The sequence below is a fragment of the Bradyrhizobium sp. P5_C12 genome, assembly GCF_054049735.1.
This window is the reverse complement of the sequence record NZ_JBFULU010000034.1, coordinates 14409-40583: the sequence shown is the minus strand read 5'-3', so window position 1 is coordinate 40583 and position 26175 is coordinate 14409. Positions and strand designations below refer to the sequence as shown.

At 64.9% G+C, this 26175-nt stretch carries 28 protein-coding genes; 10 read left to right on the top strand and 18 right to left on the bottom strand.

The annotated features are described in order from the left end of the window. Positions 1-64 precede the first annotated feature (64 nt). Positions 65-1114 carry a hydroxyacid dehydrogenase gene (locus ACXJMY_RS26325; protein ID WP_456622256.1) on the bottom strand — a complete coding sequence of 350 codons (1050 nt, stop codon included), beginning with the start codon at positions 1112-1114 and terminating at the stop codon, positions 65-67. 285 nt (positions 1115-1399) lie between these two features. Here ACXJMY_RS26325 and ACXJMY_RS26320 point away from each other — a divergent pair, with 285 nt between their 5' ends. The 3 genes from ACXJMY_RS26320 to ACXJMY_RS26310 all read left to right on the top strand — a co-directional run bounded on the left by ACXJMY_RS26320 (position 1400) and on the right by ACXJMY_RS26310 (position 3040). Next, positions 1400-1966 carry a thiamine pyrophosphate-binding protein gene (locus tag ACXJMY_RS26320; protein ID WP_456622255.1) on the top strand — a complete coding sequence of 189 codons (567 nt, stop codon included), beginning with the start codon at positions 1400-1402 and terminating at the stop codon, positions 1964-1966. Positions 1967-1976: 10 nt separating this feature from the next. Further along, positions 1977-2585, top strand: coding sequence for a thiamine pyrophosphate-dependent enzyme (locus ACXJMY_RS26315; protein WP_456622254.1), 609 nt, complete (start codon positions 1977-1979; stop codon positions 2583-2585). A gap of 77 nt (positions 2586-2662) precedes the next feature. Then, a complete protein-coding gene (locus tag ACXJMY_RS26310; RefSeq protein ID WP_456622253.1) occupies positions 2663-3040 on the top strand; it encodes a VanZ family protein in 378 nt (125 codons plus the stop codon). A 43-nt stretch (positions 3041-3083) separates the two neighbouring features. On the opposite strand, the gene ACXJMY_RS26305 is transcribed toward ACXJMY_RS26310, so the two are convergent. The 11 genes from ACXJMY_RS26305 to ACXJMY_RS26255 form a co-directional block, all read right to left on the bottom strand. Further along, a complete protein-coding gene (locus ACXJMY_RS26305) occupies positions 3084-3467 on the bottom strand; it encodes a DUF1236 domain-containing protein (RefSeq protein ID WP_456622297.1) in 384 nt (127 codons plus the stop codon). Between the two features lie 128 nt (positions 3468-3595). Beyond that, on the bottom strand, positions 3596-4483 hold the full coding sequence (locus tag ACXJMY_RS26300) for a 2-hydroxy-3-oxopropionate reductase (protein ID WP_456622252.1): 888 nt from the start codon (positions 4481-4483) through the stop codon (positions 3596-3598). A 272-nt stretch (positions 4484-4755) separates the two neighbouring features. After that, complete coding sequence (hyi, locus tag ACXJMY_RS26295) at positions 4756-5541, bottom strand: hydroxypyruvate isomerase (protein ID WP_456622251.1); 786 nt, start codon at positions 5539-5541, stop codon at positions 4756-4758. Between the two features lie 9 nt (positions 5542-5550). Next, positions 5551-7341 (bottom strand): glyoxylate carboligase, encoded by a 1791-nt coding sequence (gene gcl / locus ACXJMY_RS26290; RefSeq protein ID WP_456622250.1) that lies wholly within the window; start codon positions 7339-7341, stop codon positions 5551-5553. Between the two features lie 152 nt (positions 7342-7493). Continuing rightward, positions 7494-9296 (bottom strand): adenine deaminase C-terminal domain-containing protein, encoded by a 1803-nt coding sequence (locus ACXJMY_RS26285; RefSeq protein ID WP_456622249.1) that lies wholly within the window; start codon positions 9294-9296, stop codon positions 7494-7496. Positions 9297-9381: 85 nt separating this feature from the next. After that, the gene (locus ACXJMY_RS26280; protein WP_456622248.1) at positions 9382-10182 is read right to left on the bottom strand and encodes an NYN domain-containing protein; all 801 of its coding nucleotides are present in this window, start codon (positions 10180-10182) and stop codon (positions 9382-9384) included. Between the two features lie 44 nt (positions 10183-10226). After that, entirely contained in the window at positions 10227-11726 is a 1500-nt protein-coding gene (locus ACXJMY_RS26275) for a tripartite tricarboxylate transporter permease (RefSeq protein WP_456622247.1), read from the bottom strand. Next, a complete protein-coding gene (locus ACXJMY_RS26270) occupies positions 11726-12211 on the bottom strand; it encodes a tripartite tricarboxylate transporter TctB family protein (RefSeq protein WP_456622246.1) in 486 nt (161 codons plus the stop codon). The genes ACXJMY_RS26275 and ACXJMY_RS26270 overlap by 1 nt, the downstream gene beginning before the upstream one ends. Next, the gene (locus ACXJMY_RS26265) at positions 12208-13176 is read right to left on the bottom strand and encodes a Bug family tripartite tricarboxylate transporter substrate binding protein (protein WP_456622245.1); all 969 of its coding nucleotides are present in this window, start codon (positions 13174-13176) and stop codon (positions 12208-12210) included. Before ACXJMY_RS26265 ends, ACXJMY_RS26270 begins: the two co-directional genes overlap by 4 nt. A gap of 105 nt (positions 13177-13281) precedes the next feature. Continuing rightward, positions 13282-14124 carry an IclR family transcriptional regulator gene (locus tag ACXJMY_RS26260; RefSeq protein ID WP_456622244.1) on the bottom strand — a complete coding sequence of 281 codons (843 nt, stop codon included), beginning with the start codon at positions 14122-14124 and terminating at the stop codon, positions 13282-13284. Positions 14125-14329: 205 nt separating this feature from the next. Then, positions 14330-16459: an acetate--CoA ligase family protein gene (locus ACXJMY_RS26255; RefSeq protein ID WP_456622243.1), complete on the bottom strand. Its 2130-nt coding sequence runs from the start codon at positions 16457-16459 to the stop codon at positions 14330-14332. 348 nt (positions 16460-16807) lie between these two features. Here ACXJMY_RS26255 and ACXJMY_RS26250 point away from each other — a divergent pair, with 348 nt between their 5' ends. The 4 genes from ACXJMY_RS26250 to ACXJMY_RS26235 all read left to right on the top strand — a co-directional run bounded on the left by ACXJMY_RS26250 (position 16808) and on the right by ACXJMY_RS26235 (position 21191). Further along, positions 16808-17500: a GntR family transcriptional regulator gene (locus ACXJMY_RS26250; RefSeq protein ID WP_456622296.1), complete on the top strand. Its 693-nt coding sequence runs from the start codon at positions 16808-16810 to the stop codon at positions 17498-17500. Positions 17501-17566: 66 nt separating this feature from the next. Beyond that, positions 17567-19300: an oxalyl-CoA decarboxylase gene (gene oxc / locus ACXJMY_RS26245; protein WP_456622242.1), complete on the top strand. Its 1734-nt coding sequence runs from the start codon at positions 17567-17569 to the stop codon at positions 19298-19300. Positions 19301-19366: 66 nt separating this feature from the next. Further along, positions 19367-20644, top strand: a complete 1278-nt coding sequence (gene frc, locus ACXJMY_RS26240) for a formyl-CoA transferase (protein ID WP_456622241.1) — start codon at positions 19367-19369, stop codon at positions 20642-20644. 364 nt (positions 20645-21008) lie between these two features. After that, positions 21009-21191 carry a hypothetical protein gene (locus ACXJMY_RS26235; RefSeq protein ID WP_456622240.1) on the top strand — a complete coding sequence of 61 codons (183 nt, stop codon included), beginning with the start codon at positions 21009-21011 and terminating at the stop codon, positions 21189-21191. Positions 21192-21254: 63 nt separating this feature from the next. On the opposite strand, the gene ACXJMY_RS26230 is transcribed toward ACXJMY_RS26235, so the two are convergent. The 3 genes from ACXJMY_RS26230 to ACXJMY_RS26220 all read right to left on the bottom strand — a co-directional run bounded on the left by ACXJMY_RS26230 (position 21255) and on the right by ACXJMY_RS26220 (position 22084). Then, the gene (locus tag ACXJMY_RS26230; RefSeq protein WP_456622239.1) at positions 21255-21479 is read right to left on the bottom strand and encodes a hypothetical protein; all 225 of its coding nucleotides are present in this window, start codon (positions 21477-21479) and stop codon (positions 21255-21257) included. A 54-nt stretch (positions 21480-21533) separates the two neighbouring features. Then, positions 21534-21776, bottom strand: a complete 243-nt coding sequence (locus tag ACXJMY_RS26225) for a transcriptional regulator (RefSeq protein ID WP_456622238.1) — start codon at positions 21774-21776, stop codon at positions 21534-21536. A gap of 98 nt (positions 21777-21874) precedes the next feature. Next, positions 21875-22084, bottom strand: coding sequence for a cold-shock protein (locus ACXJMY_RS26220; RefSeq protein WP_247990441.1), 210 nt, complete (start codon positions 22082-22084; stop codon positions 21875-21877). A gap of 514 nt (positions 22085-22598) precedes the next feature. Here ACXJMY_RS26220 and ACXJMY_RS26215 point away from each other — a divergent pair. Further along, positions 22599-22796, top strand: coding sequence for a hypothetical protein (locus ACXJMY_RS26215; RefSeq protein WP_456622237.1), 198 nt, complete (start codon positions 22599-22601; stop codon positions 22794-22796). A 24-nt stretch (positions 22797-22820) separates the two neighbouring features. Here ACXJMY_RS26215 and ACXJMY_RS26210 read toward each other — a convergent pair whose 3' ends face one another. After that, a complete protein-coding gene (locus ACXJMY_RS26210; RefSeq protein ID WP_456622236.1) occupies positions 22821-23399 on the bottom strand; it encodes an alpha/beta hydrolase family protein in 579 nt (192 codons plus the stop codon). A gap of 70 nt (positions 23400-23469) precedes the next feature. Between ACXJMY_RS26210 and ACXJMY_RS26205 the strand changes: the two genes are divergently transcribed. After that, positions 23470-23811: a hypothetical protein gene (locus ACXJMY_RS26205; protein ID WP_456622235.1), complete on the top strand. Its 342-nt coding sequence runs from the start codon at positions 23470-23472 to the stop codon at positions 23809-23811. 129 nt (positions 23812-23940) lie between these two features. Here ACXJMY_RS26205 and ACXJMY_RS26200 read toward each other — a convergent pair whose 3' ends face one another. Continuing rightward, positions 23941-24912, bottom strand: coding sequence for a hypothetical protein (locus ACXJMY_RS26200; protein ID WP_456622234.1), 972 nt, complete (start codon positions 24910-24912; stop codon positions 23941-23943). Between the two features lie 278 nt (positions 24913-25190). On the opposite strand from ACXJMY_RS26200, the gene ACXJMY_RS26195 reads away from it, so the two are divergent. Then, entirely contained in the window at positions 25191-25880 is a 690-nt protein-coding gene (locus ACXJMY_RS26195; protein ID WP_456622233.1) for a hypothetical protein, read from the top strand. Positions 25881-25923: 43 nt separating this feature from the next. Here the strand turns inward: ACXJMY_RS26195 and ACXJMY_RS26190 are convergent, their stop codons facing one another. Further along, positions 25924-26166: a helix-turn-helix domain-containing protein gene (locus ACXJMY_RS26190; protein ID WP_456622295.1), complete on the bottom strand. Its 243-nt coding sequence runs from the start codon at positions 26164-26166 to the stop codon at positions 25924-25926. Between the last annotated feature and the right edge of the window lie 9 nt (positions 26167-26175).

Sequence of the window (26175 nt, the reverse complement as noted above, 5' to 3'; positions counted from 1 at the left end):
TCCGCCGCTTTCTGTTTTCATCCTTGTAACCAACGATCGGAGCGCGATCAGACTTCGCGCGCTCCTACCCCGGCGTCACGCCAAAGGCCTGCTTGAAGCGCTCGGCATAGCGCGGCCAGACCTCGGGATTGATGATGCGCGGCGGGCGCTTGCCGTCGAGCGTGTCCAAAACCTGCTCGGCCGCGATCCGGCCCATGTTCCGGCGCGCCTCGATCGTCACGCCTGCGGTGTGCGGGCTCGCCAGCACGTTGTCGAGCTGGAGCAGCGGATGCTCCGGCGGCGGCGGCTCCTTGGACCAGACGTCGAGACCGGCGCCGGCGATGCGCTTGTCGCGCAGCGCCTGGAGCAGTGCGTCCTCGTCGTGGATGAAACCGCGCGCCGTGGTGATGAAGTAGGCGTGCGGCTGCATCAGCGCAAATTCGCGCACGCTGATCATGCCGCGGCTGCGCTTGTCGAGCGGACAGGAGATCGAGACGAAATCGGCGCGGCGCAAGAGCTCGTCGAGCTCGACCTTCTCCCCGCCCCGCTCGGCCATCACGTCGACCGTGAGGTACGGATCGTAGGCCAGCACCTTCATGCCGAGCAGCCCCTTGCAGAGCGCGGCGATGCGGCGGCCGACATTGCCAAGCCCGATGATGCCGACGGTCTTGCCCTCGACCTCGTTGCCGACGAGCTCATTGCGGTTGACGTCGCGCTCCCGGCGCAGGCGGCGGTCGGACTGGATGATGCGCTTGGACAGCGTCAGCATCATCGCCAGCGCATGCTCGGCGACCGAATGGGCGTTGCCGCCGGACTGGTTGACGACCAGCACGCCCGCGTCCGTGCAGGCCTCGACATCGACGGGGTCGAAGCCCGCGCCATTGCTGGAGACGAGCAGCAGGTTCGGCGTACGCTTCAGGAAGGCGGCATCGACATGGAAGTGCGGCGCGAGCTCGTCGCGGGCCGCGCCGATCTGGTAGACATGGGCGGCGCTGATGATCGGCGCATAGAAATCTTCGGGGCTCTCGTTCTCGATGCGATCGAGCCGGACGTCGGGCCGCGCCTTCAGGATGTCGATATAGATCGGATTGGCCAAATAATTGGAGTAGAAGACGCGCTTGCTGTTGACGGACATCAGGACCCTTCCGGCTCGCTCGAGGGAGATCCGCAAGGTCAGCGCGGCGCGCGCCCTCCCATGCCTCCCTCCCGCTTTTTCATTGTCGCCGCTTATGACATGGCGGTGCCGGCCACGGCAGGCCGTCTGGCGCAGATCACGGTGCCGGCCGGGACATGTTGACAATCCCGCTCGCTCCGTCAAGTTCGGCAGACCGCCGCGACGGCCCAAGATCAAAAGCCAAGATCAAAGGCTCAAGACCAAGAAGCATGCGCGGCCCAAGGAAAGCCGCCAAGGGAGAACGCAATGGCGATTGCGGAGCAGCAGTCCTCGCCCCAGGCGACAGAAGCGTCCAGCGACGGGAGCTGGCACGGCATCGTCCTGCAAACCCTGAAGCGGAACGAGATCAGTCTCGTGCCTTACGTTCCCGACCGCGTGCTGACGCCCCTGATCAAGAACCTGCACGCCGATCCCTTCTTCACGACCTTTGCGACGGCCCGCGAGGAGGAAGCGGTCGGCATCGTCTCGGGCGCCTGGATGGGCGGACGGCGCGGCGCGGTGCTGATGCAGACCTCCGGCTTTGCCACGCTCGCCAACGTGCTCGCCTCGCTCGCGGTGCCCTACCAGATCCCGCTGATCATGTTCGTCTCCGAGCGCGGCACGCTCGGCGAATTCAATTACGGCCAGTCGCTGGTCTGCCGCACCATGCGCCCGGTGCTGGATTCGCTGGCGCTGGAGCATCACACCATCACCCGCCTCGACGAGCTCGAATTCATCGCCGACCGATCGATCAAGCAGGCCGTCACGACACAGGCTCCGGTGGCGCTGATCCTCAACCCGCTGCTCACGGGCGGCAAGGTTTTCGACAAGTGAGGCGGCCCCAATGAGTTCAGATATGGACACGCGCAACACCAAGGTGATGAACCGGTTCGACGTGACCTCGCGCCTGATCGCAAAACTCAAGCACGAGGAGGCGGTGATCGGCGGCATCGGCAACACCAATTTCGACCTCTGGGCCGCCGGCCACCGCCCGCAGAACTTCTACATGCTCGGCAGCATGGGCCTCGCCTTCCCGATTGCGCTCGGCGTGGCGCTGGCCCAGCCCGACCGCCGCGTCTTCGCGCTCGAGGGCGACGGCTCGCTGTTGATGCAGCTCGGCGCGCTCTCGACCATCGCGACCTTGACGCCGAAGAACCTTGTCATGATCGTGATGGACAACGGCATCTACCAGATCACCGGCGCGCAGCCGACACCGGCCGCGAACGTAGCCGACATCGTCGCCATCGCCGCAGGCTCCGGCCTTGCCAACAGCGCCTGGGCCGCGGACGAGGAGGATTTCGAGCGCCTGGTCGACGTAGCAATGTCTGCGTCCGAGCCGAGCCTGGTCGCAGTCCGCATCGACGACAAGCCCGGAATCGGCGCCACAAGGCGCGATCCCGTGCAGATCAGGGAGCGCTTCATGCACGGGCTCGGCGTGCGCGAACCCCTTTAACGTTTGGTCATTAACTACACGGCGATCTGATCCCGGCCCCGCAACAGCCTGTTGCAAATCCGTGCTATGCGGACCGGATGTCCATTTTGGTTCGTTCCTTTGCCTGGCTGCTCGCTGCCGCCGTCACTTTCGCGACCCTCGGGCCGCCCGGCCTGAGGCCGCATTCCGACCTCGGCCAGGACGGCGAACATGCGATCGCCTTCATCCTCGTTGGACTGGCCTTCGGCCTCGCCTATCCGCGGCGGCGCCTGGCGACCACAGCCGTTGCGGTGGTCCTGATCGGCCTGCTCGAGCTGATGCAGTTTTGGGCGCCCGGACGCCATGCGCGGCTGGAGGATTTTCTGGTCGACGCGCTCACGGCGTGCTTCGGCTTCGTGCTCGCGGCCGCCGCCGATTGGGTCATGACGCGCTTCCGCACAAGCTCCGCCGTCACAAGCCAAGGCCCCGCGGAGTGACGCTCCACAGGGCCCGACTTTTCACAGCCTAAGCTGTGATCGATCAGTCGATGATCTTGACGACGCGACGCGTGCGCGGCTCGACGATCACGCGGCGATCGTTGACGACCGCATAGCGATACTCGGTGTAGTTCGGCACCGGGCGCAGCACCACCGTCGGGGGCAGCGGCTCGCCGACCACGACGCGCTCGTGAATCACCACCGAATCATCGCGCGGAATTCCGCCTAGAATGGCATTCGGAATTTCCAGGCCGGCACCAACGGCCGCACCGACGGTGCCACCAACCATCGCGCCGACCGGGCCGCCGACGTCGCCGCCCGCGCGTGCGCCGTCCCGGGCGCCCTGTTCGGTCGTCGACTGGGCAAAGGCTGCGCTCGACGCCAGCAGCGACACGGCAGCCAACGAAATTGCAAGACGGGTCTTCATGTCCACACTCTCCAGTGTTGTTGTCCGCCTTCAACCGCGGGGCCCGGCCATTGTTCCGGTTTTCGCGCGGCGAAAGACGGCGCCATCGCACTGAAGACTGTTCCCGAAGAATGTTCCCGAGGAACATTTTACGCTGCGGCGATTTCGTGACCCGCCATCAGTTCCAGCGCCCGCACCATCGCCGAGTGATCCCAGCCCTTGCCGCCATGCGCGGTGCAGGACGAGAACAATTGCTGCGCCACCGCCGTGCTCGGCAGCGACAGGCCGAGCGCGCGCGCGCCTTCGAGCGCGAGGTTGAGATCCTTCTGGTGCAGCTCGATGCGGAAGCCCGGAGCGAAATTGCGCTTCACCATGCGTTCGCCATGCACTTCGAGAATCCGCGACGAGGCGAAGCCGCCCATCAGGGCCTGCCGCACCAGCGCAGGATCGGCGCCGGCTTTCGACGCAAACAGCAGCGCCTCGCTCACCGCCTCGATCGTCAGCGCGACGATGATCTGGTTGGCGACCTTGGTCGTCTGGCCGTCGCCATTGGCGCCGACGCGGGTGACGTTCTTGCCCATCCTGTCGAACACCGGCTTCATGGTGTTGAAAGCGCGCTCGGGCCCGCCGACCATGATGGTGAGGCTCGCAGCCTTGGCGCCGACCTCGCCGCCCGACACCGGCGCGTCCAGATAGTCGGCGCCCAGCGCCTCGATCTTCTTGGCGAATTCCTTGGTCGCCAATGGCGAGATCGAGCTCATGTCGATGACGATCTTGCCCTTGGAGATCCCGGCCGCGACGCCGTCCTTGCCGAACAGCACCGCTTCGACATGCGGCGTATCCGGCACCATGATGATGATGGCATCGGCTTCCTGCGCGACCGCCTTGCTCGACTTGCAGGCGACGCCGCCGGCTGTGATCAGCTCGGGCGCGACCGGCGCGACGTCATGCAGGAGCACGCGATGGCCCGCGGCCAGGAGATGGCCGGCCATCGGCCGTCCCATGGTGCCGAGTCCGATGAAGCCGATGTCGATCATGTCTAATTCCTCTAGATTTGGGCTAAGTCCGTCCACGGGCTCGATGCACCTCTCCCGCTTGCGGGAGAGGCATAGGCCGCCTTCGGCGGCCGTCTCTTAAGAGGCGCCGAGGCAAAGCCTCGGCTATGGCGTAGCGCCGGGTGAGGGCTCTGTCCGCTGGGGGATTTTCTCGGTGCATTTCTGCGGTCCCACCGCGGAGACACCCTCACCCCAGCCCTCTCCCGCAAGCGGGAGAGGGAGGGCACTGTCACCGCGGCCACATCAGCGCGCTCTCACGTCTCGAACGTCTGCGCCGCGTGCCACGACAGGCCTTCCAGCGTCGTTGTGCGCGGCTTGTATTCGCAGCCGATCCAGCCGCGATAGCCGATCGCGTCGAGGTGGCGGAACAGGAAGGGATAGTTGATCTCGCCGGTGCCCGGCTCGTGACGGCCGGGATTGTCGGCGAGCTGGATGTGGGCGATCTGGGGGAGATATTCCTGCATGGTGCGGGCGAGATCGCCCTCCATGATCTGCATGTGGTAGATGTCGTACTGGATGAACAAATTGTTGGACCGCACTTCCGAGATGAGCTGCACCGCCTGCTCGGTGCCGTTGAGGTGGAAGCCGGGAATGTCGAGCGTGTTGATCGGCTCGACCAGCAGCTTGATGTTCTCCCGCGCCAGCGTCGAAGCCGCGAAGCGCAGATTTCCGACCAGCGTCTCGTTGAGCTCGCGCGGATCGGCATCGGCGGGCGCGATGCCGACGAGGCAGTTGAGCTGCTCGCAATCCAGCGCCTTGGCGTAGTCGATGGCCCGAAACACGCCGTCACGGAATTCACTGACGCGATCCGGCWGKATCGCGATGCCGCGCTCGCCCGCCGCCCAATTGCCGGCGGGGAGATTGTGCAGCACCTGCGTCAGCCCGTGGGCCTCGAGCTGCTCACGCAGCATCGCCTTGTCGAAATCATAGGGAAACAGATACTCGACCCCGGCAAAGCCCGCCGCTTTCGCCGCGGCGAAGCGGTCGGGAAACGGCATCTCGTTGAAGAGCATGGTGAGGTTGGCGGCGAATTTCGGCATGATATTCCCCTATTCCGCCGGCTGAAGCACGCCGGGCTGCTTGGTCCCGACCTCGTCGAGGGCCAAGTCCAGCACCTCCTCGAACTCGACGATGTTGTCGATCTCGGTGCCCATCGCGATGTTGGTGACGCGTTCGAGGATGAACTCGACCACCACCGGCACGCGGTGCTTCGCCATCAATTCGCGCGCCGTCACGAAGGCGGCCTGCGCGTCCTTCGGGTCGGTGACGCGGATCGCCTTGCAGCCGAGCCCTTCGGCGACCGCGACGTGATCGACACCATAGCCGCCGAGCTCGGGCGCGTTGATGTTCTCGAACGAGAGCTGGACGTGATAGTCCATATCGAAGCCGCGCTGGGCCTGGCGGATCAGGCCGAGATAGGAATTGTTCACGACGACGTGGATGTAGGGCAGATTGAACTGCGCGCCGACCGCGAGCTCCTCGATCAGGAACTGGAAGTCGTAATCGCCCGACAGCGCGACGATGTCGCGATCCGGGCATGCCGCGCGCACGCCGAGGGCAGCGGGCAACGTCCATCCGAGCGGTCCTGCCTGCCCGGCATTGATCCAGTTGCGGGGCTTGTAGACGCCCAGGAATTGCGCGCCGGCGATCTGCGACAGGCCGATCACCGTGACGTAGCAGGTGTCGCGGCCAAAGGCCCTGTTCATCTCCTCGTAGACGCGCTGCGGCTTGATCGGAACGTTGTCGAAATGGCTCTTGCGCAGCATCGAACGCTTGCGATCGCGGCAGGTGGCGGGCCACGCCTGGCGCTCGCGCAACCTGCCTGATCGGCGCCACTCCCTGGCGACGGTGACGAACAGCTCGAGCGCGGCCTTCGCGTCCGAGACGATTCCGAGATCAGGATTGAACACCCGCCCGATCTGGGTCGGCTCGATGTCGACATGCACGAAGGTGCGGCCCTTGGTGTAGGTCTCGACGGAGCCGGTGTGGCGGTTGGCCCAGCGGTTGCCGATGCCGAGCACGAAGTCCGACTCCAGCATCGTGGCGTTGCCGTAGCGGTGGCTGGTCTGAAGGCCGACCATGCCGGCCATCAGCACGTGGTCGTCGGGGATCGCGCCCCATCCCATCAGCGTCGGCACCACCGGCACGTTGGTGATCTCGGCGAAGGCCACCAGCAGGTCCGAGGCATCGGCGTTGATGACACCGCCGCCGGCCACGATCAGCGGCCGCTCGGCCGCGTTGAGCATCTCCAGCGCCTTCTCGACCTGCTTGCGCGTCGCGGTCGGCTTGTAGACCGGCAGCGGCTCATAGGTCTCGTCATCGAACTCGATCTCCGCGAGCTGCACGTCGAGCGGCATATCGATCAGCACCGGGCCCGGCCGGCCCGAACGCATGACGTGAAACGCCTGGCTGAACACCCGCGGCACCAAGGCCGGCTCGCGCACGGTCACCGCCCATTTCGTCACCGGCTTTGCGATCGACTCGATGTCGACGGCCTGAAAATCCTCCTTGTAGAGCCGCGCCCGCGGCGCCTGCCCGGTGATGCAGAGGATCGGAATGGAATCGGCGATCGCCGAATAGAGCCCGGTGATCATGTCGGTGCCGGCCGGCCCGGAGGTACCGATACAGACGCCGATATTGCCGGCCTTCGCCCGCGTATAGCCTTCCGCCATGTGGGAAGCGCCCTCGACATGCCGCGCCAGGATATGGCGGATCGAGCCGCGCTTCTTCAGCGCCGAGTAAAGCGGATTGATCGCGGCCCCGGGAACGCCGAAGGCCGTCGAGACGCCTTCCTTCTCCAGAATACGGACGGCTGCATCGATAGCTCGCATCTTCGCCATATCGGACCTCGCTCGGTTGCCTTGGTTCGAGCGTGATCATCGGGCGTGCGTCGGCTCCGCTCAACGAGATCGATTTTATTTTCCACGATGCGGCAGCCGCGGAAAAACCGTGGTGGTCTCAATCGGTTACATTGCGAAACGGATGAAAGAAATCACTCGAACAGCGGCGCCAGTTCCATCTGCGGCACCAGCACGAGGCCCTTGTCCGTGATGCGAATTTCCGGAATGACCGATAGCGGAATCAAATTGAAGCCCATGTAGGGGATGGTGCAGCCGGCCTCCGCCCATTCCTTCTTCAATGCCTTGACCTCTTCCGCCACCTCGGTGACGCGCTTGTCGGACAAGAGCCCCGCGATCGGCAGCGGCACCAGCGCCCTCACCTTGCCGTCGGCGACGACGCAGACGGCGCCCTGGTGCTCCTTGATGGCCGCGATCGCGACCTGCATGTCGCCCTCGTTGGTTCCGGCGACGATGATGTTGTGGCTGTCATGCCCGACGCTGGAGGCCACCGCGCCGCGCTTCAGGCCAAAATCCTTCAACAGGCCATAGGCGACGTTGCCGGCCGATTTGCCGTGGCGCTCGACCACCGTGACGAAGCACAGGCCATAGCGCGCGAACAGCGACGGCCAGTCCTTTGCCGGCTCGATCGCGACTTTCTCATGGATCAGCGTGATGCCCGGCAGCGCCGTCTTGATGGCGTTGACCGTGCAGGCCTTGGCCGGCAGCTCCGGCGTGAGCTTGACCTTCTCGGGCAGCTTCACCGTGGCGTACGCCGCCTTCGGATATTGATAGCGCTGCGACAGCGCCTGATCGAGACGCGGCGTGATCTTGCGATCCTCCACCACGAGCTCGCCGCCATACCAGGTGCATTGCGGCTTGAGATTGTCGTCCATCAGCACGAGATCGGCGCGGCGGCCGCCGCCGAGCCCACCGATATCGCCTTCCATGCCGAAGCGCGTGGCGCCGTGCAGCGAGCCCATCGACCAGGCCTGCTCCGGCGACATCCCGGCCTTCACGGCCTCGCGCACCACCCAGTCGAGACCGAACAGCAGGAGATCGTCGGCATCGCGATCGTCGGTGCACACCGCCGTGCGCTTGTGCGAGGCACCGAGCTCGGTGATCGTCCGGATCGCCTGCGGCAGGGAGTGCCACGGCGTGGTCGGCGGGCCGCCGCGCAGGAAGACCCAGACGCCGGCGTCGAGCAGATCATCGGCGATGTCGCGGTCGATCGCCTCATGCGTATCTGTGACGCCGCTCGCCGCATAGGCTGCGACGAATTCGCGGCCGTAGACGTGGCCGGACACCGGGCGGCCGCGCTTGAGCGCCGCGGCAAGGATGGCGTGGCTGCGCTCGTCGCCCATCGTGACCGGCACGAAATCCATCTTCTCGCCGAGCGCGACGGCTTCCGGCCAGCGATCGAACAGGCCGGCGATCTTGTCCGGCGTGAGATCGCCGCCCGCGGTCTCAAGCTCCGCCGACGTGGCCGGGACGGTCGACGGCACCGTCAAAAAGATCGAGAGCGGCGCCTCGCGCGCGTCCTCCAGCATCGCCTCGACACCGGCGACATCCATGACGTTGCCGATCTCGTGGCTGTCGCAGAAGATCGTGGTGGTCCCATTCAGCAGTGCTGCCTCGGCATAGGCGCAGGCCGTCACCATGGAGGATTCGATGTGGATATGCGGATCGACCAGCCCCGGCGCGATGATGCCGCCGGCCGCGTCGTAGGTCGCGACGCCGCTCCACGCCTTCTTGGCTGTTCCGGCCGGCTTGACCGCGGCGACACGGCCGCCGGTGATCCAGACCTCGCGGTTCGCGTGGATGCGCTCCGAATAGGTCGAAAGCACCCGGGCCCCCGTGACCACGAGATCCGGTGCGACGCGCGCGGAGGCGACATCGGCCAGACGCCGGGTCATCGAATGCAGCGGTGCGACGGCGAAGCGGGTAAGTCTGGTCATCGGGCCCCTCGCGTGGCGTTACGGCCCCGCGATGGTTACGCCCCGCGCCATAGCGGGCAAGCGCAAATATAACGGCAGGCCCTGCTTACGCCTTAGGCGCCGAGCCGCCCGCCGCGCCCGCCCGTGCAGGCCTGCGCGGGTTCCGCCTTCTCGGCGGTGCTGCGGCAGCGGGCTTGACCCGAATCCGCATCGAGCGGCCCTTTGACTCGTCGATCTCGAACGAGTTCGTCTTCCGCACGAGGTCGCTCAGCTTGCGGAACCCGAACGTTCTCGGATCGAAATCGGACGCCAGATTGGCGAGTTGCCGGCCGACTTCGCCGAGCGTCACCCAGCCGTCCTCGCTCTCCATCTGGGTGATGACCTTCTTGATGATGGGAGTCGCGGCATCAAGCGGTTGAAGCGACGTCGATCTCGAGGCGGCGTCCTGGGTGTTCGCCGGGGCGGCAAGCAGGTTCTCGGTGTAGACGAACCTTCGGCAGGCCTGCCGGAAGCTCTCCGGCGTCTTCTGTTCGCCGAACCCAAAGACATCGATGCCCTGCTCCCGGATGCGGGCCGCCAGACGGGTAAAGTCGCTGTCGGATGACACCAGGCAAAAGCCATCGAACCGGCCGCTGTGAAGCAGGTCCATGGCGTCGATGACCAGGGTGATGTCGGACGCGTTCTTCCCTGTCGTATAGGCGAACTGCTGCTGCGGGATGATGGCGTGCTTGGACAGGATGTCCGCCCACCCCCTGGATCGCGCATTGGAGAAGTCGCCGTAGATGCGGCGAACGCTGGCCTCGCCGATCTTGGCAATCTCCTCGAACAGTCCATCCGCGATCTTTGCGGAGGCATTGTCGGCATCGATCAGGACGGCGAGACGGGGCGAGCGAAGTTCCGACGGCATGGCGTTTCCTCGACCAGATGGACGCAGCACGCGCGCCGGGACCGCTAGTCCTCGTTCGCCTTGAAGCGTCCCATCCCCTTCAGCACGAATGGGGCCAAGAGCGCAACCAGCGCGATGCCGAGCAGCGTCGCCGAGATCGGGCTCTGGAGCAGCGTCATGGGATCGCCGAGGCTGATCGCGAGCGCGCGGCGCAACTGGCTCTCGGCGATCGGGCCGAGGATCAGGCCGACGACGACGGGCGCGATCGGAAAATCGAACCGGCGCATCAGAAAACCGAGCACGCCGAAGCCAGCGAGCATCGACAATTCGACCACCGAGGGCTTTGCGGCGATGGTGCCCATGGTCGCGAACACGAGAATGCCGGCATAGAGCCACGGCTGCGGGATCGCGAGCAGCCGCACCCACAGGCCAACCAGCGGCAGGTTGAGCACCAGCAGCATGCAATTGGCAATGAACAGGCTGGCGATCAGGCCCCACACCAGGTCAGGCCGCTCAGCGAACAGCAGCGGCCCCGGGTTGAGGCCGTATTGCTGGAAGCCAGCCAGCATCATCGCGGCCGTCGCCGAGGTCGGCAATCCCAGCGTCAGCAACGGCACCAGCGTGCCGGCGGCGGAGGCGTTGTTGGCGGCTTCCGGCCCCGCGACGCCCTCGATCGCGCCCTTACCGAATTCTTCCGGGTACTTCGTCAGCCTTTTCTCGGTCGAATAGGACAGGAAGGTCGGGATCTCGGCGCCGCCGGCGGGCAGCGCCCCGATCGGGAAGCCGAACATGGTGCCGCGCAGCCACGGCTTCCACGATCGCTTCCAGTCTTCTTTTGTCATCCACAGCGAGCCGCGCACCGGTTCGAGCTTCTCCTCGGTGTGGTGGCGGCGCGAGGCGACGTAGAGCGCCTCGCCCACCGCGAACAGGCCGACCGCGAGCGTCGTCACCTCGACGCCGTCGAGCAGTTCGGGGACGCCGAACGCGAGCCGCGCCTGACCGGTCAGCTTGTCGATGCCGACCAGGCCGAGTGTCAAACCAATGAAAAGGCTGGTCAGGCCGCGGATCGGTGAATCTCCGAAGGTCGCCGACACCGTGATGAAGGCGACGCACATCAGCGCGAAATAATCCTCCGGGCCGAAGCGCACGGCGAAATCGACCAGCCACGGCGCGAGAAAGGCGAGGCCGATGGTGGCGATGGTGCCGGCGACGAAGGACCCGATCGCGGATGTGGCAAGCGCCGGCCCGCCGCGGCCGGCCTTGGCCATCTTGTTGCCTTCGAGCGCGGTCGCCATGGACGCGCTCTCGCCGGGCGTATTGATCAGGATCGCGGTGGTCGATCCGCCATACATGCCGCCATAATAGATGCCGGCAAACATGATCAGCGAGCCGCCGGGATCGAGCTTGTACGTCACCGGCAGCAGCAGCGCGACCGTCAATGCCGGGCCGATGCCGGGCAGCACGCCCACGGCCGTGCCGAGGAACACGCCGATCAGCGCATAGAGCAGATTCATCGGCTGGACGGCGACCGCCATGCCATGGGCCAGCGCGGCAAAGGTGTCCATCACAGCAGTCGCTCCAGCGGGCCGGCGGGAAGGCTCAGCGTCAACAGCCGGTCGAACGCGAGATAGATGAGGGTCGACATCACGATGGCGATGACGGAGTCGGCAAGGACGGCACGGCGTCCGAACGCCGCCGACGTCGTGACGAACAGCGCCGATGTCGCCAGGATGAAGCCGCCGCCGAAGCCGATGATGGCGATCAGCAGCGCAAGGCCAGCGAGGATCAAGACAACAGGCACGGGATCGGCGCTCTCGCGCGCCGGCAAATTGCCGCGCAGCGCGTCGATGAAATTGCCGATCGCGAGCAGCGCGAGGCCGGTGGCGATCACGACCGGCATCGCCTCGGGCCCCATCCCGTACATCGCTGTGGATTGCAGGCCGCGCGCGTCCCAGACCAGCACTGCGGCGAGACCTGCGAGCAATGCGGCGATGACGATGCCGGCGCGATCGACGCGCCGCGGCGGCTGCACGGGATCGCCCGAGGTCATGACTTGACCAGGCCGACTGACCTCAGCACGTCGGTGACGCGAACGGTTTCCTTCTTCAGGAAGTCGGCGAAAGCGTCGCCGCCGAGATAGGCGTCCTCCCAGCCCTTCTGCTTGAGGATCTCCTTCCAGGCGTCCGACTTCACCATCTTCTCGACCGCATCGCTCAAGGTCTTGCGCTGCTCCGGCGTGATGCCGGGAGGCGCGACCACCGAGCGCCAGTTGGCGATCACGAGGTCGATGCCCTGCTCCTTGAAGGTCGGGATGTCACTGCCTGCGATGCGCTTCTCCGAGGTCACGCCGATCGCGCGCAGCTTGCCGGACTTGATCTGCCCCTCATATTCGCTGAGGCCGGAAATGCCGGCGGTGACCTTCGCGCCGAGAATGGCGGCAAGCGACTCGCCCCCGCCCGAGAACGGGATGTAGTTGATCTTCTTCGCGTCGGCGCCGACGGCGCCAGCGAACAACGCCGCCATGACATGGTCGACGCCGCCGGCCGAGCCGCCGGCGAAGGTCACCTTGGCGATATCGGCCTTCACCGCAGCGGCCAGATCCTGCGCAGTCTTGATCGGCGAATTCGCCGGCACCACGATCACCTGGATTTCCTCGGTGAGGCGCGCGATCGGCGTCACCTGATCGAGCGTCACCGGCGACTTGTTCATGGCGAGTGCGCCCACCATGACGAAGCCGTTGACCATCAACTGATTGCCGTCGCCCTTGGCGCCGTTGACGAACTGCGCGATGCCGACGCTGCCGCCTGCGCCAGGAACGTTGGTGACCTGCACGCTGCGCGCGACGCCGGCGGCGACCAGCGCCTGCTGCATCGAGCGCGCGGTCTGGTCCCAGCCACCGCCCGGTGCCGCCGGCGCCATCAGCTTGAGCTCGAGCTGCTGGGCAAAACCCGGCGTGGCTGCCGCAAGGGTCAGCGCGACGGCTGCGCCGACGAGGCGCGCGGGACATCGAAACATGGGGGCATTCTCCGGGCTCATGCGGACGTTCGCCGCATTGTGTCGTTTGGTCGCATATCAGCCAAAACGACCGATACTGTCCAGCGATAGGGCCCGGGTTTCCTGTTAGCCAGACGCCGGCATGACCCCGCCGAGCGCAACCGTCAGCTCGCCGGCGACTTCGCGCACGATTTGGCCGATTCCCGACAATCTGTCGTCGGTCAGGCGGCTGGTCATGCCCGAGACGGAAATCGCCGCGAGCGGCTCGGCGCAGTGGTTGTAGACCACTGCGGCAATACAGCGCAGGCCCATGCAGGCCTCCTCATCGTCGATCGCGAAGCCCTGTTTGCGGATGGTCGCGAGCTCCTTGAACAGGTCGCTCGGCCGCACGATCGACTTCTCGGTCAGGCGGGGCATGCCGTGATGGCGGATGACGGCGCCGACGTCGTCGTCCGAATAGGTCGCGAGCACCGCCTTGCCGACGCCTGACGTCACCATGGGGACGCGGCCGCCGACCTTGGTCAGCGAACGCATGATCTCCCGGCTTTCCATGCGGGTGAGCACGATGATGAATTCGTCATCGACGACGGCGAGATTGGCGGTCTCGCGGGTGAGATCGCGCAGCTTGCGCAGGTAAGGAATCGCCTGGGCGGTGAAATTGCGCCGCCGCGCAAAGCTCGCGCCGACCGTAAAGCTGCGGACGCCGACATGCCATTTGGATTCGGCCCGGTCGAACTGCACGAAGCGGCGGCTCTCCAGCGTCGCCAGCAGGCGGTGCACGGTCGAGGCCGACAGGCCGGTGCGGACGGCGAGGTCGCTGAGGCGATAGCCCTCGTCGTCCTCGGCCAGCGTTTCGATGATGGACAGCGCACGATCGACCGATTGCACGCCGCCGTCACGGCCCTCGTGGTCGGCCTCTGCGGGCGACCTGGGCTCAAACGATTTGCGCCGGATCACGTTCTTGCTCATCGCGACCTGACCGTTCTCCCTCGCCCTATTCTTTTTTCCCTCTCCCCGCTTGCGGGGCCGCGACGAGCTTCGCTCGCACTGAGAGGGTCAGGGTGAGGGGGAGTCTCCGCGAGGACGGTGACAGTTAGACTCGTGGAGAGTCCCCCTCACCCGAATTGCTTCGCAATTCGGCCTCTCCCCGCAAGCGGGGAGAGGCGAAGCAAGCTCAGAGCAGCCCTGCCCCGCGCGCCCATTTGTACTTGGCGCCGAGCACCTCGACCGGAAGCTCGGTGGAGTAGGCATAGGCCGGGATGCCGTTTTGGTAGAGATATTCGGCGGCTTCCTCGACCTCGACGTCGCCGGCGAGCGAGGCCACGATCGGCTTCACAAAGCCCTTGGCCTCCATCTCTTTCTTCACCTCGACCATGTTGCGGGCGAACACCATCGGCGGCGTCACGATGGTGTGCCAGTAGCCGAGGATCAGCGAATGGATGCGCTCATCCGACAGGCCGAGCTTGACGGTGTTGACATAGGTGATCGGCGGCTCGCCGCCGGTGATATCCACAGGATTTCCGGCCGCGCCAAACGGCGGGATGAACTTGCGGAAGGCCGCATCCAGATCCGGCGGCATCGACATCAGCGACAGGCCGTTGTCGACGCAGGAGTCCGACAGCAGCACGCCCGAACCGCCGGCGCCGGTGATGATCAGCACGTTCTCGCCCTTCGGCGTCGGCAGCACCGGCACGCCGCGGGCGAATTCGAGCAGCTGCCGCAAGCTGCGGGCGCGGATCACGCCGGACTGCGCCAGCACGTCCTCGTAGATCTTGTCGTTGCCGGCGAGCGCGCCGGTGTGCGAGGACGCCGCCTTGGCGCCGGCCGAAGTGCGGCCGGCCTTGAGCACGACGACCGGCTTCTTCTTGGAGACGCGCTTGGCGGCTTCCGCGAAGGCGCGGCCGTCCTTGAGGTCCTCGCAGTGCTGCGCGATCAGGTTGGTGTTGGGATCCTGCTCGAAGAAGGCCAGCAGATCGTCCTCGTCGATGTCGGACTTGTTGCCGAGGCCGACGATCGCCGAGACGCCCATCTTGGCCGAGCGCGAGAAGCCGATGATGGCCATGCCGATGCCGCCCGACTGCGACGACAGCGCCGCGTGGCCCTTGACGTCATAGGCGGTGCAGAAGGTCGCGCAGAGATTGGCGGGCGTATAGTAAAAGCCGTAGATGTTCGGCCCCATCAGGCGGATGTCGTACTTCTTGCCGACCTCGACGATCTCGGCCTGAAGCTCCGGCGCGCCGGCTTCAGCGAAGCCCGACGGGATCAGCACCGCACCCGGGATTTTCTTCTCGCCGCACTCGGTGAGCGCCGCCGCCACGAACTTCGCGGGGATCGCGAATACAGCCGTGTCGATCACACCCGGAACGTCCTTGACGCTCTTGTAGGCCTTGTAGCCGAGGATCTCGGTGGCCTTGGGGTGGATCGGATAGATGTCGCCCTTGTAGCCGCCGTTGATGAGGTTCTTCATCACGGAGTTGCCGATCTTGCCGTCCTCGGCGGAGGCGCCGACCACGGCGACCGCCTTCGGCTGCATGATGCGGCTCATGGCCGCGACGATCTCTTCGGTCGGGCGCGGCTTCGGCTTGGGCACATAGGCGAAGTCGACGACGATGCGCACGTCGGCCGCAATCGCGCTCTTCGCCGTCGCAAACACGGGATTGAGGTCGAGCTCGACGATCTCGGGGAAATCGGTGACGAGCTGCGAGACCTTGACGATGACGTCGGCGAGCGCCGTACGGTTCACCGCCTCGCCGCCGCGAACGCCCTTCAAAATCTCATGCGCCTGGATGCCGTCGAGCATCGAGAGCGCGTCTTCCTTGGTCGCGGGCGCGAGGCGGAAGGTAATGTCCTTCAAGACTTCGACCAGCACGCCGCCGAGGCCGAAGGCGACCAGCTTGCCGAACGAGCCGTCGGTGATCGAGCCGACGATGACTTCGGTGCCGCCGGCCAGCATCTGCTGCACCTGGACGCCCTCGATCTTGGCATCGGCCTTGTACTTCTTGGCATTGCCGAGAATGGTCTCGTAGGCCTTCTCGGCGTCTTCGGCCGTCTTGAGGCCGACGATGACGCCGCCGGCTTCGGTTTTGTGGAGAATGTCCGGCGAGACGATCTTCATCACCACCGGGAAGCCCATCGAGGAGGCCATTTTGCCGGCCTCGCCCGCCGACCTCGCCACGCCCTCCTTCGGCACCGGAATGCCGTAGGCGTCGCAGACCAGCTTGCCTTCAGGCGCCGTCAGGCTGGTGCGGTTGTCCGCCTTGGCCTGGTCAAGGACCTTGCGGACGGCGTCTTTGGAATTGGACATGTGGCTTCTCCCTTGACCTTCAGTTCTTGGTTTGCAAAGCGCGCGTGTCGCGGCTGCACGTGATGCTTGCCATTCGCCGCGCTCTGTTCCATGCGGCGGAACGGAGTGGCACAAACGCCGAGATTACTCCGCCGGTTTGGATCAAAAATGGCTGGCGATGGCATTTGGTATGCCAGAAGCCAACTTGTCAAGCTGTGGCATCGCTTAGAACGCTGCAAAAAATAGGCAGCTTGACATGCTGGCATGTGGTATGCCAAAAACTTTCCGGTTAATATTCCTGTAAAAGACGACTCCCACTGGAGGAGAATCGTCGTGTCACTGCGGAAACCAACCAAGGCGTTGCCGAACATGGCCGAGGCAGACATCGCAATCGTTCGTATTGCCCCGGAGAGCAGCTTCAAGAGCAAGGCGTATGACGCCTTGAAGGAAGCCATCCTCAAGATGGACATCTACTCGACGCCCGAGCCGGTCATGCTCGACGAGCGCGCGCTGTCCGAGCGCCTGGGTGTCAGCCGCACGCCGATCCGCGAAGCGATCGCGATGCTCGAGCAGGACGGCTTCGTGAAGACGGTGCCGCGCCGCGGCATCATGGTGGTGCGCCGGACCAAGAGCGAGATCGTCGACATGATCCGCGCCTGGGCGGCGCTGGAGAGCATGGCCGCGCGCCTGATCACGACGACCGCACGCAAGAAGGACATCACGGCGCTGCGCGACTTCTTCAAGGACTTTGGCAAGGACCGTCTGCCCGAGGATCATGTCGAGGAATATTCGCGCGCCAACATCGCCTTCCACCAGGCGCTGATCTCGCTGTCGGAATCGCCGGTGCTGGTCGATCTCACCAACGACCTGCTGCTGCATGTGCGCGGCTACCGGCAATTGACGATCGGACGGAAGGATCGCACCGCGACCTCCCTGCCCGAGCATCTCGGCATGATCGAAGCACTCGAAGCGCGCGACACCGAACTCGCCGAGAAGCGTGCGCGTGACCACACGCTTGGGCTCGCCGCCTACGTCGAGGCACACGGCCAGGAACTGTTTTAACTAGCAACTTCACCAGAAGGGCGAACAATTCGCCCCAACGACCTTGAGACCAGGGAGACAAGGCCCATGCTGAATACCGCGACCAAGTCCGAAGCACCGGGCACCGAGCAGGAATTGACGGATGGCTTCCATCTCGTCATCGACGCGCTCAAGCTGAACGGCATCAACACCATCTATAATGTGCCGGGCATCCCGATCACGGATTTGGGCCGGATGGCGCAGGCCGAAGGCATCCGCGTGATCTCGTTCCGCCACGAGCAGAACGCCGGTTACGCGGCCGGCATCGCTGGCTACCTCACCAAGAAACCCGGCGTCTGCCTCACGGTCTCGGCGCCCGGCTTCCTCAACGGTCTGACCGCGCTCGCGCATGCCACCACCAACTGCTACCCGATGATCCTGATCTCGGGCTCGTCCGAGCGCGAGATCGTCGACCTCCAGCAGGGCGACTACGAAGAGATGGACCAACTCGCGATCGCCAAGCCGCTGTGCAAAGCGGCCTATCGCGTGCTGCACGCCCAGGACATCGGCATTGGTCTCGCCCGCGCCATCCGCGCCGCGGTCTCGGGCCGTCCGGGCGGCGTCTATCTCGACCTGCCGGCAAAGCTGTTCGGCCAGGTGATGAACGCCGATGCCGGCCAGAAGTCGCTGGTCAAGGTGATTGATGCTGCGCCCGCGCAGATCCCCTCGCCCGCTTCGATCAAGCGCGCGCTCGACGTGCTCAAGAGCGCGAAACGTCCGCTCATCATTCTCGGCAAGGGCGCGGCCTACGCGCAGGCCGACGAGGAGATCAAGAGCTTCGTCGAGAAGAGCGGCGTCCCCTTCCTGCCGATGAGCATGGCCAAGGGCCTGCTCGCCGACACGCATCCGCAATGCGCCGGCGCGGCGCGCTCGACGGTGCTGAAGGAATCCGACGTCGTGCTGCTGATCGGGGCGCGGCTGAACTGGCTGCTCTCGCACGGCAAGGGCAAGAGCTGGGGCGAGGCGCCCAAGAAGTTCATCCAGGTCGACATCGAGCCGAAGGAAATGGACTCCAACGTCGAGATCGTCGCGCCTGTCGTCGGCGACATCGGCTCCGTCGTCGCGGCGTTCAACCAGGCGATGGGTTCGAGCTGGACCGCGCCGCCGGCCGAATGGACCAAGGCCATCGTGTCCAAGCGTGAAGAGAACGTCGCCAAGATGGCGCCGAAGCTCATGAACAACAAGTCGCCGATGGACTATCACGGTGCGCTCGGCGTGCTGAAGAACGTCATCAAGGATCATCCCGAGGCGATCCTCGTCAACGAGGGTGCCAACACGCTCGACCTCGCCCGCGGCGTCATCGACATGTACAAGCCGCGCAAGCGCCTCGATGTCGGCACCTGGGGCGTGATGGGCATCGGCATGGGCCAGGCGATTGCGGCGGCGCTGGAGACCGGCCACCCCGTGCTCGCGGTGGAAGGCGACTCGGCCTTCGGCTTCTCCGGCATGGAGGTCGAGACCATCTGCCGCTACAACCTTCCGATCTGCGTCGTCATCTTCAACAATGACGGCATCTATCGCGGCACCGACGTCAACAGCGTCAACGCCGATCCGGCGACGACCGTGTTCGTCAAGGGCGCGCGCTACGACAAGATGATGGAAGCCTTCGGCGGCGTCGGCGTGAATGCCACCTCGCCCGACGAGCTCAAGCGCGCCGTCAACGAGGCGATGGCCTCGGGCAAGCCGACGCTCATCAACGCGGTGATCGATCCGGCTGCCGGCTCTGAGAGCGGCCGTATCGGCAACCTCAATCCGCAGAGCGTCTTGCAGAAGAAAAAGTAAGTCCTCCCCTTCAACCCTTATTATTCCCTGCCGGATGCAGGGGCAGACAGAGTACGGAGCAACACGATGACCAAGGCGCTCGAGGGCGTTCGCATTCTCGACTTCACCCACGTCCAGTCCGGACCGACCTGCACGCAGCTGCTCGCCTGGTTCGGCGCCGACGTGATCAAGGTGGAACGCCCGGGCGTGGGCGACATCACCCGCGGCCAGTTGCAGGACATCCCGAACGTGGACAGCCTGTATTTCACCATGCTCAACCATAACAAGCGCTCGATCACGCTTGACACCAAGAACCCCAAGGGCAAGGAAGTCCTGACCGAGCTGATCAAGAAGTGCGACGTGCTGGTCGAGAACTTCGGCCCCGGCGTGCTCGACCGCATGGGCTTCCCCTGGGAGAAGATCCAGGCGATCAACCCCAAGATGATCGTCGCCTCGATCAAGGGCTTTGGCCCCGGCCCCTACGAGGACTGCAAGGTCTATGAGAACGTCGCGCAGTGCACCGGCGGCGCGGCTTCCACCACTGGCTTCCGCGACGGCCTGCCGCTCGTCACCGGCGCGCAGATCGGCGACAGCGGCACCGGCCTGCACCTGGCGCTCGGCATCGTCACCGCGCTCTATCAGCGTACGCATTCCGGCAAGGGCCAGCGCGTCACCGCGGCGATGCAGGACGGCGTGCTCAATCTCGCGCGCGTCAAGCTGCGCGACCAGCAGCGTCTCGCGCACGGTCCGCTCAAGGAATACAGCCAGTTCGGCGAAGGCATTCCGTTCGGCGACGCAGTGCCGCGCGCCGGCAACGATTCCGGCGGCGGCCAGCCCGGCCGCATCCTGAAGTGCAAGGGCTGGGAGACCGACCCCAACGCCTACATCTACTTCATCACCCAGGCCCCGGTCTGGGAGAAGATCTGCGACGTGATCGGCGAGCCGACCTGGAAGACCGACCCGAACTTCGCCAAGCCGGCGGCGCGCCTGCCGCGCCTGAACCAGATCTTCGGCCGCATCGAGCAGTGGACGATGACCAAGACCAAGTTCGAGGCGATGGAGATCCTCAACAAGGACGACATCCCCTGCGGCCCGATCCTGTCGATGAAGGAGATCGCCGAGGACCAGTCGCTCCGCGCGACCGGCACCGTGGTCGAGGTCGACCACCCCACCCGCGGCAAGTACATCTCGGTCGGCAACCCGATCAAGCTGTCGGATAGCCCGAGCGACGTGGAGCGCTCCCCGCTGCTCGGCGAGCACACCGACGAGATCCTGCGCAGCGTGCTCGGCTTCAGCGACCACCAGGTCGCCGAGATCCACAAGTCCGGCGCGCTCGACCCGCCGCAGAAGCAGGCCGCGGAGTAAGCGGGTTAACCAGATGCACGAAAGGCCGCCGGTTCCGGCGGCCTTTTTTGTTGGCGGCGAGAGCGACTGCGTCCCGCAATCGGCACGCTTCCCGCGCTGGACCAGCCAACGTGGAATTAAAGATTGGTCCCCGCGGAACCGATCCGGTGGCCCGCCGTTATTCTCTCGACCGGTGTGCTCTCGGAAATGCGGGCGCGCCGTCTCCACAGCGAGTGACTGAGCACCTCGCAGAAGACCCGCCCCACGCCGAAGAATTGGCCGCCCTCTCGCCCGGAGGGGGACAAGTCGATACACTCAGTTGGCAAGCGGGAGGCGTCGTCCGGCACTCGTCGGGACCACGCTCGTTGATCAAATCGAGGTCGAAATGTTGAGAGATCAATCCTCTGATCGAGCCAAGCGTGAAGCCAACAAGGCGTTCAAGCCTGCGAAAACGCAGAAGCCGATCAATGACTATGCGAAGGACCAGAACTCCTTGCACGAGAATCGCGAGCGGCTGAAGGCGGAGCGATTGGCCCGCGAGGCCAAGCCGGCAAGCCGCTCCGAATAGGAGCGCCGGCACCGGACGGCGATCGCGGATCACGCTGAAGGCGCGCCAAAATCCGCGCCTGATCTACAGCATCGAGAGCACGACGATCCCGTCCTCGACGTCCCCCGAAGCCAGCTGCGCCCGCGCCATGCGCTCGAATTCGGTCCGGTTCTTGTGAAGGTAGCTGAACGCCTGCTTCTGCGTCAGAAATGTCGTCGCAAGACGACACATCTGCCGGCCCGCGCCCAGCGCGAGAAAGAAGGTGATGGTGCCACCGCTGTCCGACTTGACTCTAGGCACGACCCGCACTCTTTGGCATGTGACCGGCCCTCTCCAGATTGTCGTCGGCGCTATGGAACGCGGCTATGGCGTCACCTTCTTCTTGCGCTTCGTCGGGGCGGGCGCCGGCAACGATGCTTGAAGGGTGGCGTCGGCCGCTTCCTTGGCTTCGCGCAGCTCTCGCAGCCGAGCCATGTTCTTGCGAACATCGACGGCTTGCTTTCCCGCATCCGCCATCGCCCGCGCTCCTTCTTCAGCAGCCAAACGCTGACGGTTCGAACGCGCGATGCTTTCGGGTGTCGGTTCTGCCGATTTCCTGGCGCTCATCCCTCACCCTGCTCCGCAACAGACAAAACCCGCTCAATCCCTGGGATCGAGCGGGCAGCATGGCCGTTTCAGTACATCCGTGAAACGGCCCAGAGGCCTTAAGCCAGCGAGAGATTCTCAGCGCTGACCTTGCCCCGCATCTTGTCGGTCTTGACCTCGAAGTTGACCTTTTGGCCCTCGGCGAGACCCGCAAGACCAGCCCGCTCGACTGCGCTGATGTGAACGAACACATCGTTGCCGCCGTCGTTGGGCTGAATGAATCCAAAGCCCTTCTGGCCGTTGAACCACTTCACGGTACCTGTCGTCATTTTTCTTCTCCAAAGCGCACATGCGCGCATTCCGCGTGACACTCACGCAGAACCGATTCAATTCGTCGATGTCTCTGGAAAAGGAGCCCGCGGGCGCATTCAACAAGGCACAGCGGCTGAACGAACTGCGTTAAAGTATACCTCATCATCGTCATTTGCAAGGCTTGCCCGGATTTAATTGCGCCCGCGGCTTCGGTGGAACATTTCCAGGCTTGAAGACGAAGACCTGCGGGCATCCGATGCGAGGCAAACGAGCCTTCGCAAGCATCGATTTGATATACGGTTTCAGGTCACGTCACATCGATCAGCGCATCCGCGCGACCATGTCGGGTCGACGTCATAGCGGCCCCTGCCTTCTCCGATCCAATCACCCCTGCGGGCGAGCAACGTATCCTTGTGGACATACGCGCCGTGGGTCTTTTGCTACGATTGCCCATCACCGCCCGGCACGCGGCTTTCATCGGTGATGAGAACGCCGGTTGCGCTCCCGCCTGTTCAGCAAGGGAGCAACACCATGGGACGGCGTCACTTCAAACAGACTCAATCCCTCAGGCAGCGGCTGGCGGATGAAGCCAAACGTCTGCGCGAGGAGGCGCGCTCGCTTCCTCCGGGTCGTCGCCGCGAGATGTTGCTGCGAAGGGTGCGGCAGGACGAGACGGCCATTCAGATCGATGCCTGGATCAGCTCTCCGGGCCTGAGGGCGCCGATATGATGCAGCTCAGTCTCGACTGAGCGCTCAGCGATCGCCGCCACCGAGTTGCCCGCGGAAGAACTGCACCACGGCGGCATTGAACTCGCGGTGAAAGGCTACCCTGTCGAATCCCGCCGGCACGTCGGCGCAGATGCGCGGGATGGCCGCCGCAAGCTCGGCCGAGCAAGGTGCGAGGAAAGCAAAGTGGCCGGCCGGAACGACGTGAATGTCAGGCTTGCCCGGCAGGCTTTCTGCAACGCGCGCCGTGCCCGAACCGTCGCCCACGCCCGGGCCGCCGAACTGCGACCGCCAGAACTGGAACGGCACCTTGACGGCGGCGAGGTTCTCGCGCGTCAGGACGCCCGGCGCGGGATCAACGATGACGGCTGTGCGGATGCGCGCATCCTGTATCGGGTCAGGCGGCGTCTCACCATTGTGAAGCTGTGCGCAAGCGCCGGTCGCCTCCTTGCAGAAACTCGCCACCCTCGCAAAATCCGGCCTGGTCCCCATCAGCACGAGGCCGGTAGCCCCTCCGAGCGAGAAACCGAAGAAGCCGATCCTGGCGGGATCGATCACCGCCCTGTCCTTCCAGTCGTGCAGCACGAAATCGAGCAGGCGGACCATGTCCGCGGGGGCGCGATCCCCAGACCGACAAGGTGTCGCGCCGCGAGGAGTCGCTATAGGTGTCGCCAGGATGATTGATGGCGGCGACGACGAAACCGGCATCGGCCAGCGCCTCCACGGTGTCGTGCTGTTGGACGAACGTCCCGCCCCGGCCGTGCGAGACAATGACCAGCGGCAGCTTTGCGCCGGTGACCGGACAATCCTTCACGCCCTTCAAGTCGAAATCGGCACCGACCGAAAGACTGCCCAGCGCCACATGTGTCGGCTCCGCCGCGCATGGATACCAGATCGCGCCCGCCAGGGCGGGATCGGATTCGAGAAGCTGAATGCCCGCGGCCTGCGCAGGCGAGCCAAGACAAGAGAGCGTGACGGCGAAAGCCAAAAGCGCGCTGCGCAACGGAAGTCCCCCTGACCAAGCCCATGAGCGAAGAAGGACAACAAAATTGTGGCTTCAATTGATCAGGTGTGGACACCGATCCCGCCGCACCGGCCGCTCGGGTGGCATGAGCGGCACTTGAGCCCGTCGGATCCCCGTCGATGTTCAAAGCGGCGCGGTTGGCACCAGGCGGGCGAACAGAGGCACGTTAGAGCGCCACAGCAAGCAGTCGCGCGCGCGAGCAGACTGGYCGGCAGCAAGCTCGGAAAGCTGCTTCCGTGAGAACACATGCCGCTCGCAGAAGAACGGTCGAAGGGGCGTGCGCGAGAAGAAATTGTAGAACAGCGCGCAGCGGTCACGCGCGATCGCCGGACGCCCACGATGGTAGTAACTGGCGACATCCGTGAAGATCACCGTGCCGGCCCTGCCGATGCAGGTCGTCACGTCGCCGCTCTCCAGCGTCGTGCCGAGCCGCTCCTCCAGCATTTCCTGCGTCAGGACAGGAAAGTTGGCACCGTCGAGTGAGTCGCTGCCGGGAAAGGGACGGTGCAGGATTTCGAGCGGGCCGGTGTCGAGGTCGACATCGTGCAGGTAGACGATCACCTTGACCATCCGCCGGTCCTCGACATCGCGATGCCATCTGCGTGCCGCCACCTGTCTGCCGTCGGCGACGGTATAGAAGAAGTTCAACGTGTCACATGCAGCAGGCAGGCCGAGATAGGCCTCGACGATGTTGAGGATGCGATCGTCGAGAGGCCAGCGGACGATATGCGGATGGCGCATCATGTCTTCGGCGCCGACCTGCACCGTGTATTCGCCACCAAACTCGCCCTTTCTGGCGCGGAGGGAATAGGCGTTCGCGATTTCGGTCGCCGATGCCCAAAGCGCGTCCGTGCCGGGCAAATCCAGCTTTTCGAGCGAGGTGATATAGACGCCGTTCTTCTCCAACCCTGCGACAATTTCCGCGTCAAGCGACGAGAGTTTGGGCAGCCGCGACCGGTGAGATGATCGCGCCTTGTCGTAAGCCTTGTCCAATTTCCGGCTGATGGCCGGCATTCCAAGCAATCTCGAGACGATCTCCGCTGGCAGGCTGCGGACCCGGCGCAAGGCCCGGTAACGCAGCGTTGTCTGCTTCATGTCGCGGGTCTCCTCGGTTACGATGGATGCACAGCGAGGTCGCCGCCGGCGCCAGACGCTGTCGACAAATGGCTACTCTCCGAGTTGAGCTAAAGTTCGGCTTGATCGTTACGAAGTGTGAACGGAGCGTATCGAACGCCGCTGCAAAAGAGGCCGATGGTGCCGAGCGCGAACGCTACGTGGGAAGCGACGCCGGACGTGTTGAGAACGAGCGCAGTCGTCCTTTGGTTCTCGACGGCGCTCCTGCGAGCAACGACTTGAAAAAGATCGAGGTCAGCATGTCACTGTTGGGAAAGGCCGCCGTCGCGATGTGGTGGAACGTCCGCCCCGAGCAGCGCACGGAGTTCGGCGACTGGCATTCGCACGAGCATTTTCCGGAGCGGATGAGCATTGCCGGCTTCCGGCGCGGATCGCGCTGGACCAGCGCGACCGACGCGGACGGCTTCTTCGTGCTCTACGAGCTGGAGCGGTACGACGTGCTGACATCGAAAGGATATCTCGACCGCCTCAACGCGCCGACGCCGTGGTCGACCAGGATGATGCCGCATCATCTCGGCATGGTCCGCAGCCAGTGCCGGATCGTGGCGAGCTTTGGCGGCGGTGTCGCGACCTCGCTCGCGACCATCAGGCTCTCGCCAGCCGTCGGACGGGAGGCGGAGTTGCAGGCGAACCTCTCGGAGACGCTCGGCGCCTTGGCGCAGAAGCCGGGTCTGACAGGCGCCGATCTCCTCCTGACCGACACGCCCAGGACGAATTCAGCCACGATCGAGCAGCAGATCCGCGGCAAGGACGGCGCCGCCGACTGGATCGTGCTGCTGTCGGGTTACGATGGCGATGTGATTGAGGACGCGATCGCCGGTCAACTCTCGCCGGCGGCGCTCGGCGCTCTGGGCGCGCAGAACGATCCAACGACCGGCCACTACCGGCTCGCCTTCACGATGACGCCGCTGGATGTGGCAACGATCTGACGGCGGATCTCGCACCGGGCGAACTTGATTCGATTGAGCGCGTTCAACTTGCCTCGCCCGCATCCCCATCGCCCCCCTCCTCGCCCGCGACATATTCGAGGATGTCTCCGGGCTGACAGTCGAGCTCGCGGCAGATCGCGGCCAAGGTCGAGAAGCGCATCGCCCGCGCCTTGCCGGTCTTCAGGATCGAGAGGTTCTGGATGGAAATGCCGATTGCGTCGGCGAGGTCACCGAGGCGGCGCTTGCGCTTCGCAAGCATGACATCGAGGTTCACGACGATCGGCACAAGCATTCA